Source organism: Pseudomonas sp. Irchel s3b5, from assembly GCF_900187435.1.
Lineage (GTDB): Bacteria > Pseudomonadota > Gammaproteobacteria > Pseudomonadales > Pseudomonadaceae > Aquipseudomonas.
In genome coordinates this window covers 455,840-468,358 of record NZ_FYDY01000001.1, presented here as the reverse complement: position 1 = coordinate 468,358, position 12,519 = coordinate 455,840, and the positions used below count along the sequence as shown (strand labels likewise).

Sequence of the window (12,519 nt, the reverse complement as noted above, 5' to 3'; positions counted from 1 at the left end):
CGGCCGATGGCTCATGCCGCAAAGCAAACCCTGACGCCGGATCAGAAGTATTTGAGCCAGGTGATATCGCGACGCCGCGCCTTCAGGGCCGCAAACCAGCGCACCGGCCAATAAAGCACCACGGCGAGTGATACCGCCGTCAACCAAACCATCCCGACGCCATCGAAGCCGAAGAAGCTGCCTTGATTCAGCCCGAGTATCGCTACGCAGGCCAGGTACAGCACTTTCAGTACGTACAGGTGCAGGATGTAAAAGAACATCGGCGCGGCACCGAACACGGCCAGAACGCTGATCCAGCGTCGCTGGCGGCTGCGCTCGAAACTCAGGAGCAACAACAGGCCCATGCCCAGCGTCAGGGCGAGGAAGAGCAGGGAAGGCGGGTATTTGGTGATGTTGAAAAAACTCATCACGGTGAGTGTGGTGCTGTCGTAACTCGTCCAGTGCGCGTCACCATAACCATTGAGCAAGCGCAGTGCGAAGAAACCGAGCAGGGCACCGACACCCGCCAGCCAAAGTTTTCGCCGACGTTGTTCAGGGGGCGTGGTGCCGCTGAACCATGGCCCGATGCAGTACCCCAAAGCGATCACACCGATCCACGGCAATACGGGATACGACGTACGCAGGCGCACAGTGTCAGAGAGTTCGATCCAGCCGCGATCATGCAGAATCGCCCAAACCCCATGCATCGCCGAACCTTGCGCAACGTGCAATGAGTCGAGAAGGTTGTGCCCGGCAATGATGATCACGGCGACCGCAAACAGAATCGAACGTGGCAGCCAGGCCAGCGCGGCGAGCGCAATCATGCTGACCCCGATGGCCCAGATCACCTGTAGATAGATCACGGTGGGCGGGAACTGGAACGTCCAGGCAAAGTTCACGAGGGTGATTTCCAGCAGCACCAGAATCAGTCCCCGTTTGAACAGGAAGGCAGACGCATCGTTTTTGCCCTGATGCTTTTCTGCGAACAGGTAAGCGGATAGGCCCGTGAGCAGCACGAAGACCGGAGCGCAGAGATGGGCCAGGGTCCGGCTGAAAAACAATGCTGGCTCGGTGGTGTCGATGTTCATCGGATCAGAGACCTGGCGATGAAGAAAAAACGTCTCTCGCACATGGTCCAGCAGCATGAAGAGAATGACCAGGCCCCTGAGGGCATCGATGGACAACAGTCGCTGGCTTGATTTCGCTTGAGTTGAAAGGCGTTGGTCGGTAGTCATTCGGACGTCGCTGGCAGGGAAGATCAATCCCGATTGATCGGGTATTTAGTTGATATACTATAACATCTTGATTCGCCTGATTCTCACAGGCGCTACTAATTTCAATCGACGAAAAGCACAACACCGGCGCAAGGCCGGCGTTGTGCTTTCTGCATCGTTTACGCTGGGTGGGGGGCGTTAGAAGCGGTACTTCGCCGACGCCGTAATGCTGCGCGGTGCACCGTATGTGAGGGCGCCGTAGGCATCGAAGATGTCGAAGTACTTCTCGTCGGTGACGTTGTCCGCGTTGACCTGAGCCGACAGGTTTTCGGTGATCTCGTAGCGAGCCATCAAGTTGACCAGGGCGTAGGCGTCCTGCTGGATTTTCTCGGAGTTGCCTGCCGGGTTGGTGGCGTAGGTGTAGATCGAGTCCTGCCAGTTAACCCCGCCGCCAATGGTCAGCTTGTTGAATGCACCGGGCAGGCGGTAGGTGGTGAAGGTACGCAGCAACTTGGTCGGGTACAGAGTGTTGACGTCGTCGCCGTTGGCATCTTCGGCGGTGAACTGGGTGTAGCCCACCGTTGCGTTCCAGTCGGTCGCGAGTTCGCCGGACACTTCCAGCTCGAAGCCTTTGCTGGTCGCGCCTTCACTGGCCTCGTAGGCATAACCGCCGACGGGGTTCGAAGGATCGATCAGCACGCCGGTGCTTTGCCCCAGATTGTCCTGTTTGATCTGGAAGATCGCCGCGGAAGCGTTCAAACGGCCGTCGAAGTATTCGCCCTTCAAGCCGATTTCACTGCTCTCGCCAACGATCGGCTCCAATTGCTGGCCACTGCTGTCGCGGACCGACTGCGGCAGGAAGATTTCGGTGTAGCTGGCATAGGCCGAAAGGTTGTCGGTGAGGTCGTAGACGACGCCTGCATAAGGGGTCAGTTCGTGATCGACATCGATCTTGCTCACTTCCGAGTAGATGTCGTCGCTGGTCTTCTCGTACCAGCTCTCACGCGCGCCAAGAATCACTTTCAAATCGTCGGTCACGTTCAAGCGAGTGGCGGCGTAAAGCCCTTTCTGCCGGGTCTCGCTGTAGCCGTAGTCGGACCGCGGGCCCCAGATCGGTTCCGGGAAGTGGCCGTTGTAGGCATCGAAGTTGGCAACGCCGCCAAACCCGGATTGCGCGTTGAGTGCATCGGCGTCGAATTCCTGCTTGCTGTCCACGTAACCGAAGGCCAATTCATGTTCACGGCCCAACAGTGAGAACGGGCCGTTGACGCGGATGCCGTAGTCGTCCTGGGTGGTCTCGGTCTTGTAGGTCGCCGGGAACGAAGACATGCCGGAACTGCCGTTCTGGCCCGGATTGCCGGAAAGGTACAGCAGGGAAGAGTCGCTCGTGCGCTCGCCACGGTTGTAGCTGAGGTTGAGTTGCCAGTTGTTGGCGAAGGTGTGGTCGAGGTTGACGAAGTAGGTATCGTAGGTGGTGTCCCACTTGCTCCAGTTGGCGGAAGTCGTCTTCGAGCGGCTCCAGTTTGTCCGGCTACCGTCTGCGTACCAGACGGGCAGGCCACCCCACATCGGCGAGTCGGCGTTGCTTTCCTGATGGCTCAAGCCGAACCACAGCGTGGTGTCGGGCGTCAGGTCGATATCCATTGTGCCGTAGAGGGTCTGGCGCTTGGTCGAGTTCATGTCGATCCAGGTGTCGCCCTCGTTGGTCTCCCCGACCAATCGCGCACGCACAGTGCCTTCCGAGTTCAGTGCCGTGGCCACATCGGCCTCGACGCCATAGGTGTCCCATGTGCCGGCGCTCAGTTCTACCGAACCCTTCAGGTCCGTGCTGTAGGCGCGCTTGCGCACCATGTTGATGGACGCGGAAGGATCGCCGGCGCCGGTCATCAAACCGTTGGCGCCACGGACCACTTCGACGCGGTCGTACATGGCCAGGCTGCTGAAGATTTCTCCCGAGCTCCAAGGCTGCTCATAGATGGTGGGAACACCGTCGATCATCAGCGAGTTGAGCTCAAAGCCACGGGCGTTGAACTGTGCGCGGCTGGTCTCGTAGCGGTTGACCGACACGCCCGTGGCATTGTTGACCACATCGAGGATGGTTTTCAGGTCCTGGTCTTGAATGCGCTGCTGAGTGACGACGCTGACCGATTGCGGCGTTTCCCGCAAAGACATGCTCAACGGCGTGGCCGTGCGCGCTGCGTCCGTTGTGTAAGAGTGGGTGCCTTCGGTAACGCCGACTTGCCCAGCGGTGGCGGTCTCGGTGATAGCGATAGGACTCAGGACCACCGAGCTTCCCTTCTCGGTCTGTTCAGTCGGTTCCGCCGCTTGCAGCGTGGGCGCAGAAATGGCGATACCGGCCGCAAGCATGTGTACTGCCAGGGCCAGAGGGCGCATTGCCAAAGGCGAGCGTGGAGTAACGGCGATTTGTGAACACAGAAGGGTGGGGGCGGACATGCGAACTCACATTTAATTTGTGTTATTTGAGAATCGATATCATACGCATGTGCATCTGGTTTCGGAATACGAATTGAACGCAAATGTGAAACTTTAACAAACACTTGGCGTCTGCCTGATCCCGAGTGATCCCGTGAATGTCAAAATAGGGGGCCACAGGTTGACTCCGAGGTTTGAAAAAAACTCGGTGCAAGCAATGGTCTTCAAAGAATTTTGCGGGGAAGGGCGGGGAGGTTGGGCGGGCCGCGCCTATCGAACGATAGGCGCGGTGGTTGCTACAGACGGTTACTGACGGACGTTCTGATACAGCATTAACCTTGAGGTTTCATGCATGGCGCGGGTCAACTCCGACAGACGTTTGAACTCTTCCGGGTTTTGCTGAGCCACGTTGTCCAGCGGGGTCTTCGACGCAAGGTCGTGGAGCGTTGGCGAGCTGCCGTCGTGCTCCATTTGCACCATGTAGTGTTGAGTCACGCCGGCAATCAACGGGAACGTTCCCTCGCGCAATACCAGCGGTACTACGCGTTCACCCTCGGGCGCGGGTTGCTGGATGTCACGGCCCATGCCGCTGTTGCGGAACTCAAGACCGGCCATGCCTGCCACGGTGGGCAGCAAGTCCACCAGGCCAACCGCTTCTTCGACCTTGCGCGTCCCGAGCAGACCCGGGGCGTGAATGATCATCGGCACCGCATTGCTTTCCAGACCCAGTTGCTGATAAGCCGGTGCCAGGTAAGGGATCTGCGCGATACGGGTGTTATGGTCGCCAAACAGCACGAAAATGGTGTTGTCGTAGTAACCGCCGGCCTTGGCGATTTCCATCAAGCGTCCGATGTTGAAGTCCAGCAGGCGCACGGCATTGTATTGCTCGACACTGCGCGATCCTGCGGCCTGGACTTCCTCGAGGGTCGGGTGCTTGACCTCGAATCCGTCGTTGGTCTTGGGAATCGTGAAAGGGCGATGGTTGCCGGCCGTCTGTACATAGGCAAAGAACGGTTTGTCCTTGGGCAGCGCTTGCAGGATCTGGTCGGTTTCCTTGAACAGGTCCAGATCGGAAATGCCCCAGACATCCACCACCGGGGACTTCCAGTCCCGCTCTTCGTACAAGCGAACGCCGTCGATGCTTTGCCGGATCAAGGCATTCATATTGGCCCAACCGGAGTTGCCGCCGATGGTGTAGATCTTCTCGTACCCGGTGAAAGCATTGACCAGGGAGTGCTGTCGGGTGATCAACGGGTTACGCGTCGCAGTCTCCTGGCGCGTCACGTCCGGGACCCCGCTAATGCTGGCCCATACTGTTTTTGCAGTACCTGTCACCGGCACATAGAAGTGCTCGAAGAACCAGCTCTGCGTGGCCAGGCGATCGATATTCGGGGTCGGATTGATCGGGTTGCCGTAAGCCCCGACAGCACTGGTGCCCAGGGATTCAAGCATGACAAACATCACGTTCGGCGGTCGTGAACCCGGCACTTTGTAGGGTTGTGGTGCCTGGTGGCGAACAAAATTAAGAGTCTGCGGATCAGGCTGGTCAACGCTCAGGTAGTTGGCCATGACGGAATAGTGCTCGCGCACCTGCGCTTCGTCATAGCGGGACTGACCGACTTTGAGTGTGTCGTAGAGGAAAATCACCGGGTTCAGGCCCAGCGCGGCTGTTTGGTTGTTGCCCGAGAAGAACGCATCGCTCCAGCGTAACGGGACCGGGTTCTCAAAGTTCATGTTCTCGACACGACCCAAAATACCCAGCAAAACCACGATGACCATCGCGGTGCCACCCCATAGGGCGGAGAGCCGGTGAATCGGTTTGCGGCGACGGTCGAGGGTCACGCGTTCCAGGCGTACCAGGGCCAGTGTCATCAACGCGACGGTTACCAGCCAACCCAGAGAAATCCAGATCACCGGGTAGGTTTGCCAGACCATGTCACGGGAAATTTGTGCATCGTCGAGGAAGCGCAGGACCGTGGCGTTGATCCGCATGCCCAGGTACGCGTAATGCCCGAAATCGATGATGTAGATCAGCAGCAGTGCGCTCAGGACGGTGACGATGTACAGGCGTGCGATGCGGCGAAGCAAGCGGCTCGTGATCAGGTTCCAGCGAGGAATCCAGGCCAGTATTGCCAGTGGCAACGCTACCAGGATGGCCAGGCGCAGATCGAAACGAAAGCCGATGCCCAAGGTTTCCCGGACGGCCTCGTCGTTGAGCAGGGCATTGGCGTCGAAACCGGAAAAGCCGAAAAAGAACACACCCCGCAACAGGGCAAACAGCGCAAACAGAATCGCCGTTGCGCCTAGCCAATAATGCAAACGTCTTGAATGCAGCCAACCCATCTATGTTTCCCCTGTTAAGAATCTCGCTGAATCAAGCGGGTCGATTCGGCGGTGAACGGTGCCGCTTGATCAGCAAACCATACATCCAGTGCATGACAAGCATCAGGAGTGACGCGAAGCAATACAGGCCCAGCAGCGGATCAATCAGGTAATCCCAATAGTTCTGCGAAGGTTTTATCCCGGCGACGAAGGCGAGGGTCGCGCTGGCCAGCATCACGACGGCAAGCAGGTTGCGCAGGTAAAACAGGCCTAGCGTGAGCAGTGCGAAGAAAATCAACATCGGACGCGGGTTGAAGCCGAACCGATAAGGGTCCAGATCACTCAACCCCATCGTTGCCGGATACAGCACCAGGGCCAACACGGCGAACAGGATCAACACCCAGGTTTTGCTTTGCTGCGCTGGCGGCAGGACGCCCAGACGTCGCAAGCAGCCCCACGCCATCAATACCATTGAGGTAATCGCCAGGTCATCAATGTGGCTACGCAGATACGTGGCCAGCGACAACCCGTCCACGGGAATGAAGCTGACGGCCAGCAAGGCGAACAGCACAGCGATGCGCAAAGCCCTGTTCAAGCCAAATGCCGGCAGCAGCAGGAAGGTGATCATTGCGAAGCTGACGTGGGCTTGCCAAAGGCTAATCATTTGAGACGCTCGGAAAGCCACGCCTCGTTGAAGGTGACGTGTTTGATGAAAGTGTTGTTCCAGGAATAAACCAGGTGATACATGCCGTCGGGACTGCGGATGAAGTAGGGGTATTCGTATTCGAATTCGCACCCGCGGACGGTACAGACACGGGTGTCGAGATTGTTCAGGAATTGCGCCTCCAGCGGTTGGCGTAGCGCACCACTGGAACCGCGGAACTCATGCCCCATGATTTCCTTGTAGACCTGGGGTGAAATCGGGTCCCCTTCAGGATCAGGCGACTTGTCCAGATCACTCAACGAGCGCCAATCGACCATTTTTGCGTCGGTACCATAAAGGCTCAGCTTGAAACGCCCCTCTTGCAGGTCGTTGAGCGCTACCAGCAGCCCGTGCTCGGGGGTCGCGACGGCCGCCAGCGAGGAATTCGGATTCGATGGGTTGAGCGGATAAGGCTCGCTCCAGGTTTGCCCGGCATCTTCAGTACGGGTCGCCAGAACGCGGTGATGGGTGTTGCCGGCATAACGCAGCAACGCGATGCCGCGCTGCCCGTCCAGCGGGACCACCGTGGGTTGCAACGAGTTCATGCCGTGGCTGATGCGGTACTTGTCGATCACTTTCCCGTCTGCGCTCAAGTAGAGATACTCGGCAAACTTGCCCAAAAATTCGTGGTAGACCGGTAAGCCGATGGAACCGTCGGCATGAAACACCGGTGCCGAGCGGACCAGGGTGCTGATGTTCAGAAAGGGGGACGTGATCAGTTGGCGCGGAGCGGACCAGCTTCCACCGAAGTCGTCTGAGACCATCACGTTGACCGCACTGCCGGCCCAGCCGCCCATGGACACGGACACGTAGAACAACCAAAGGCGATTATCCGGCGCGAGGGCAATCACCGGATTGCCCAGTTTGCGGATGTATCTTTGGGTTCCTTGTTGGGTCGAATCCCGCGTCGCCAGGACTTGTTCAGACCCCCACTCGCCGGTTTTCACGTCGAAACGGGCGGAACGTACCTGCACATCGGCGGCGCCTTCGCGAGAGCCGGCAAACCAGACGGTCATCAAGGAACCGTCAGGCAGGGCGGTTACCGCCGAAGAATGCACGAAGTCCACCAGCCCGGAAGAGGCGAAACGGCTGGTATAAATGGGCTTGGCCACTTGGTCGGCCACGGCCTTCACTGGATTCATCAACGCAAAGGAAGAGTGCGTGTGGCCAGGATTGAGGAACCATGCGGCCGCAAAAAGGGAGGTCAATGCAAGGTAAGCACCGAGGGCAGGAATACTGGGGAATTTGATGCGCATCTTAAGGCTAGGCATCTCTTGGCCCATTCGAGGCGCGTAACCTATCACCTATAGTTAGAAAGCAGGTTTTTAGCAAAGGTCGCATTTGTAAGTAAATGTGTCTTAGGTGTTTCCGCTCGCCGAAAGCGGCTAATGGACAGCCGATCGCACTCACGAAGTGCGTCTGCATGAATGGCCTGATGGGGGCAAGGCCATTGATTTTCCGGGAGGCATTTAACGTGCTCCTAAGAGTGTGGTCGATGATTGTGATGGTTATACGGCCAAGCGGATATCGCGCTACCGTCATTGTCCGGTGAGCTGTGGGGTGGGGCGGCCAGCTCTTCCAGGTGAGTGATGATGTCGTCCGGCTTGAGCACCAGTACGTCGCTGTCGAGCGTGTCCAGAATCATCTCGGCGGTGTTGCCGATCAATGCTCCCGACAGCCCGGTACGGGCCACGCTGCCGATCACCGTGAGCGCGGCTTCAAGTTTGTGCGCGACGTATGGGATCAGCACGTCGGCTGAGCCCTCTTCTATATGCAGGCGGTCGTCGCTGATGTCGAATTCGTCCTGGAGGGTTTTGCACAGTTCGTGATACAGCGCCTGAATGCTCTCCTTGAGTTGGAGCACGGGGTCGGCTGCCGAGTACAGGGGATAGGGATGGGCGCTCATCATGTGGAGCGTGCCGCCAGCCAGTGCGGCGATGTCGTAACTGTGGCTGACAATGCCGGAATGCAGCACGCGGTGCTCGACGTCACCGTTACCGGCATCAATGGCCGCAAGAATGTTGCCTCCGGTCCAGGGTCTGGCGGTTTTTACGATCAGTACCGGGCTGGGGCAGTATCGCAACAACTTCCAGTCGTCGGGGGTGAGAAAGGACTTCATCAGCGTCTGGGGAAGGTGCTGCTTGATCACCAGACCACATCCTTCCTCATGTTGGGTCGCGATGATGGTCTTGTGAAAACTCCCGTACCAGGCTTGTTGAGCGCTGACGCTATAACCCTCCTGTAGCAATTCGTCTTGTATGTCGCTCAGGTAGGCACCGTGGTGATTTCCCTTTACGCACGCCAGCAGATGCAAGTGCGACCGGGTAGCGCCGGCAATCATTTTTGCCCTGTTCAAGATCAGATCCCTGGACTGCTGCGAATCCACTACCACCAACGTATTACGAATGGTGTGCATGAGTGTCTTCCTGCGCTGAGTACAGTTTCTTCATGGGGGTTGCGGGCACTCGCGGCCGATGTGAGCGCGTATTGGCCAGTTTGATTGTGCTTGAAATCGAACTGGCCAAAACTGGCACGCTACTGCGATTGCAACTATATTGGTATAAGTTGTAACGCCGCCGATACACTCGACGCCGAAGTTACTACGTTACTTCAGGCCGATTGCGCTGCAGGCACTCAGAACTCGAGGACGTCTGCCGCCTTAAGTGTTTCGCCTGGTTGCAATGTAATGCGTCCGCACACAGGCCCCACCCACGTAGATACCCAGATCCTGGCGTTTGATCGAGTTGCTCTGCGGTGAGCGTATTGCTCAAGTAACTCGAGGGTTGAGTATGAGGCCTATTTTGTTTCGGTGCATAAGTAGATGTTCGGCGCACTTAGTTGATTTTCAACTAAGTGCACTCTAAACAAACCCCATTCGATCTGATGGGGCAGTCACTTGGCTATTTGTCTTGAGGGTTTAAGTAAATCCCTCTTTTTCATGCCAGGTACGCCGATTGATAATGCGCTATTCCTCCACGCCGACGCCCGACCCTCCCATTTCGCTGGGGACGTCTTTGAGCTTGGGCAATCCATCTTTGATGTGCAGCACGGTCTCCTGATAGTGGACGTGAACGCCTGGCAAAAACGCGAGGTCCGGGATAACGGCGGCATACACATCAATCAGCCCCATCCCCGGATGTTCGGTGAAGAGGTGGCCTCCGCAATGTTTGCACCATTTGCGGTAACTCTGCTCGGTCTTGTTGTAGGTGCCGATGCTGTCAGCTCCCCGAGTGACCTGCACCGCCTCGGGTTTCCACAGCGTGAAGGCATTGACCGGTCCTGCCGACCAATGCCGACACGACTCGCAATGGCAATAGCCCATCGCGGCGGGCTCCCCGCTGACGGTGAACTCGACGGCACCGCAGAAACAACTGCCTGTGTAGGACCTTTGAGCGCTCATGAGATGACTCCTTGATCAGGGATTACGCGATACCGCCGCCGATGGGAGGCATCGCCTCAACGTTGTCTGGTTTCACTTGTCGATGTAGTGCACCGCTGTCGCCGGCGTGCGCCGAACCTGCAGTTCGAAAATGTCCGGGCGCGCATAGTGCCCGGTGACGTCGAGCGCCCGTCGCGCGGGGGCCACGAGTGAGACGTCAATGTCCGCATACAGAATGCCTGCCTCCCGGTGCAGTGGGCCGGCGGTGACCCGGCCTTGGGGGCTGACCACCACCGAGTCGCCGTCGTTGATCCACTCTTGCGGATCCGGAAACATTTGCATGCGAGCCGGAAAGTCATCGGGGATGTCGCTGCCGCGCAGCAAGGTGCCACTGCCGAGCACCCAGCAACGGCCTTCAAGTGCAATGTGGCGCATCGTGCAGATCCAGTCATCGCCACTGTCGTACGTGGGGGCGATGTAGATCTCCACTCCTTGGGCATACAGTGCATAGCGTGCCAGCGGCATATAGCTCTCCCAGCAAATTAGCGCACCAATGCGGCCGACCGGTGTATCGACCGTACGCAACCCTGACGCATCACCGACACCATGGACCATGCGCTCGGGGTTCGTTGGCATAAGCTTGCGGTGTCGGTTGAGCACTTCGCCGTTCGCGCCGATAACGACTACGCTGTTGTAGAGCGTGCCGCCGCCATGGCGCCGGTCGCATTCATTGATGCCGCACACGATCGTCACGGCATGAACCCGGGAGGCCTCGCACAATTCGCTCAGGTCACCATTCGCGATATCAACGGCATTGGCCAGCAGCCGCGCATGCAACTGTCCCATTAAAGCCCCGTCCCTTCCCGCCGCCAGCCGCCAGATCCATGACGGGTAACCTGGAATGAACTGTTCGGGCAAAACGATCAGCGAGGCGCCCGCCGCCGCGGCCTCAGCGACCGACTGCACGGCCCGGGCAATCGTCGCGCTGCGATCGAGCAGCACGGGCGGGCGCTGGATAATGGCTATCTTGGTCATGGCGTTCTCCTGTGGCGGTTGGCTTTCGAAGGCTTCAGCGTGCGCGTGGAGAAGTCGCGAGACTAGTGCAGAATCTGAAGCGTTGCAGGTTCGGAGGACAGGCGATGGACGAAAGTTACGGTCAGTTCTGCACGGTCGCCCGCGGTGCTGAAGCGTTGTGTGAGCGCTGGACACCGTTGGTCGTTCGCGAATTGCTCTGCGGCAGCAAGCGCTTCAATGAGCTGCACCGCGGCGTACCCCGGATGTCCACCAGTCTGCTGGCGCAGCGGCTGCGCCATCTGGAAGATATCGGCGTTGTCCATCGCAAGGCCGTCGGCAAAGTCTGGGAGTACAGCCTGACCGAGGCGGGCGAGGATTTGCGCCCCATCATCATGGCGCTGGGGCATTGGGGCGCACGCTGGATCGGCAGTCGCCTGCGCGATGACGAACTCGATGCGGGCCTGTTGATGTGGGACGTGCGCCGGTTCGCGCGCATCGAGATGTTCCCGTCCCGGCCGGTGATCATCCACTTCAGGTTCCGCGACGCCCGCTCCGGCGAGCAAGCGTGGTGGCTGGTGGTCGAGGAGGGGGTGGCAGATCTGTGCCGCGACGACCCCGGACGCGAACTGACGCTCGTCGTGGACTCCAGCGTGCGCGCGTTGACCGAGGTGTGGGCGGGCGACCGCACACCCAAGGAGGTTCTTCAGTCGCGAGAGCTGCGTGTAGATGGCGCCGTGCAGGATGCGGAAAATTTGTGGCGCTGGCTCGGCACGAGTGCGTTCGCCAGTACCCGGCGCGCTGAAATGTGACCCTTGCAGCAGGAAAAACCGGACACCGACATCCTGTTACATGGATGTCGCTGTCGGGTGACCTGGTCATGAGCCTTGGGTTTCTTCCGTCGGTCACCAGACCTTAAACGTGCAGTTGATGTTGATCCGTTTTTCGTTGTCGCTTCTGAATGTCGAGGCTGCACTTTGCTCATTGCGATACAACGCATGGCGCAGGCGCAGAGCGAGACCTTTTGCCGGGCCTGACCGTTTGACGTCTGCCAACTCCACGTCCTTCGACGACTCCGTCAGTTTGCCTCTTGAAGCGACCTGGACACTGCAGAAAACTCAATGCACGGGTGATTTCAGGATTATTGTCGATGTCGATAAGCGAGCCGATCAGGTCGCGCATCATTATATTGGCGTCTGAATGTTGGCGTGTTTCTGTTTGTTAATAAATATACTTGTTTATCAATTGCTTGCGTATCTAATTAGATTGTCTGCTTGTGCTGATATTTGATTGTTCTTGTGCGCGCTTAGAATGCGTCATGAAAATCTATTGCTTCTTTTTAGTGCTGTCGTCAAGTGGCGTAATTAAATTGATGGTGTGGGGGGTGTTTATAATTGCTTGTTTTCTATGGATAACTTTTTTCGATGTTGTACAAATAGGCTGCATTTATTTTGTTGGCATTTACTTTGCTTCTGCTG

9 protein-coding genes are annotated in these 12,519 nt (G+C 57.9%); 1 reads left to right on the top strand and 8 read right to left on the bottom strand.

The window, feature by feature from the left end:
• Positions 1-41 precede the first annotated feature (41 nt).
• The 8 genes from CKW15_RS02055 to CKW15_RS02020 form a co-directional block, all read right to left on the bottom strand.
• Positions 42-1,214, bottom strand: coding sequence for a DUF1624 domain-containing protein (locus tag CKW15_RS02055; protein ID WP_095151439.1), 1,173 nt, complete (start codon positions 1,212-1,214; stop codon positions 42-44).
• 177 nt (positions 1,215-1,391) lie between these two features.
• Positions 1,392-3,647, bottom strand: coding sequence for a TonB-dependent siderophore receptor (locus tag CKW15_RS02050; RefSeq protein WP_095056834.1), 2,256 nt, complete (start codon positions 3,645-3,647; stop codon positions 1,392-1,394).
• Between the two features lie 285 nt (positions 3,648-3,932).
• The gene (locus tag CKW15_RS02045) at positions 3,933-5,969 is read right to left on the bottom strand and encodes an LTA synthase family protein (protein ID WP_095151438.1); all 2,037 of its coding nucleotides are present in this window, start codon (positions 5,967-5,969) and stop codon (positions 3,933-3,935) included.
• A 31-nt stretch (positions 5,970-6,000) separates the two neighbouring features.
• Positions 6,001-6,612: a hypothetical protein gene (locus CKW15_RS02040; RefSeq protein WP_095056832.1), complete on the bottom strand. Its 612-nt coding sequence runs from the start codon at positions 6,610-6,612 to the stop codon at positions 6,001-6,003.
• Positions 6,609-7,907 (bottom strand): exo-alpha-sialidase, encoded by a 1,299-nt coding sequence (locus CKW15_RS02035; RefSeq protein ID WP_095056831.1) that lies wholly within the window; start codon positions 7,905-7,907, stop codon positions 6,609-6,611. Before CKW15_RS02035 ends, CKW15_RS02040 begins: the two co-directional genes overlap by 4 nt.
• 224 nt (positions 7,908-8,131) lie before the next feature.
• Entirely contained in the window at positions 8,132-9,067 is a 936-nt protein-coding gene (locus CKW15_RS02030; RefSeq protein ID WP_095151437.1) for a universal stress protein, read from the bottom strand.
• Between the two features lie 549 nt (positions 9,068-9,616).
• Positions 9,617-10,051, bottom strand: a complete 435-nt coding sequence (locus tag CKW15_RS02025; RefSeq protein WP_095151436.1) for a GFA family protein — start codon at positions 10,049-10,051, stop codon at positions 9,617-9,619.
• A gap of 72 nt (positions 10,052-10,123) precedes the next feature.
• Positions 10,124-11,065: a carbon-nitrogen hydrolase family protein gene (locus CKW15_RS02020; protein ID WP_095056828.1), complete on the bottom strand. Its 942-nt coding sequence runs from the start codon at positions 11,063-11,065 to the stop codon at positions 10,124-10,126.
• 104 nt (positions 11,066-11,169) lie between these two features.
• Between CKW15_RS02020 and CKW15_RS02015 the strand changes: the two genes are divergently transcribed.
• Positions 11,170-11,853 carry a helix-turn-helix domain-containing protein gene (locus CKW15_RS02015; RefSeq protein ID WP_095151435.1) on the top strand — a complete coding sequence of 228 codons (684 nt, stop codon included), beginning with the start codon at positions 11,170-11,172 and terminating at the stop codon, positions 11,851-11,853.
• Positions 11,854-12,519: the final 666 nt, after the last annotated feature.

What these genes read in the sequence shown, in the direction of transcription:
- CKW15_RS02045 (WP_095151438.1), bottom strand. Translation starts at nt 5,969, where the DNA reads ATGGGTTGGCTGCATTCAAGACGTTTGCATTATTGGCTAGGCGCAACG.
- CKW15_RS02050 (WP_095056834.1), bottom strand. Translation starts at nt 3,647, where the DNA reads ATGTCCGCCCCCACCCTTCTGTGTTCACAAATCGCCGTTACTCCACGC.
- CKW15_RS02015 (WP_095151435.1), top strand. Translation starts at nt 11,170, where the DNA reads ATGGACGAAAGTTACGGTCAGTTCTGCACGGTCGCCCGCGGTGCTGAA.
- CKW15_RS02025 (WP_095151436.1), bottom strand. Translation starts at nt 10,051, where the DNA reads ATGAGCGCTCAAAGGTCCTACACAGGCAGTTGTTTCTGCGGTGCCGTC.
- CKW15_RS02055 (WP_095151439.1), bottom strand. Translation starts at nt 1,214, where the DNA reads ATGACTACCGACCAACGCCTTTCAACTCAAGCGAAATCAAGCCAGCGA.
- CKW15_RS02020 (WP_095056828.1), bottom strand. Translation starts at nt 11,065, where the DNA reads ATGACCAAGATAGCCATTATCCAGCGCCCGCCCGTGCTGCTCGATCGC.
- CKW15_RS02040 (WP_095056832.1), bottom strand. Translation starts at nt 6,612, where the DNA reads ATGATTAGCCTTTGGCAAGCCCACGTCAGCTTCGCAATGATCACCTTC.
- CKW15_RS02030 (WP_095151437.1), bottom strand. Translation starts at nt 9,067, where the DNA reads ATGCACACCATTCGTAATACGTTGGTGGTAGTGGATTCGCAGCAGTCC.
- CKW15_RS02035 (WP_095056831.1), bottom strand. Translation starts at nt 7,907, where the DNA reads ATGCGCATCAAATTCCCCAGTATTCCTGCCCTCGGTGCTTACCTTGCA.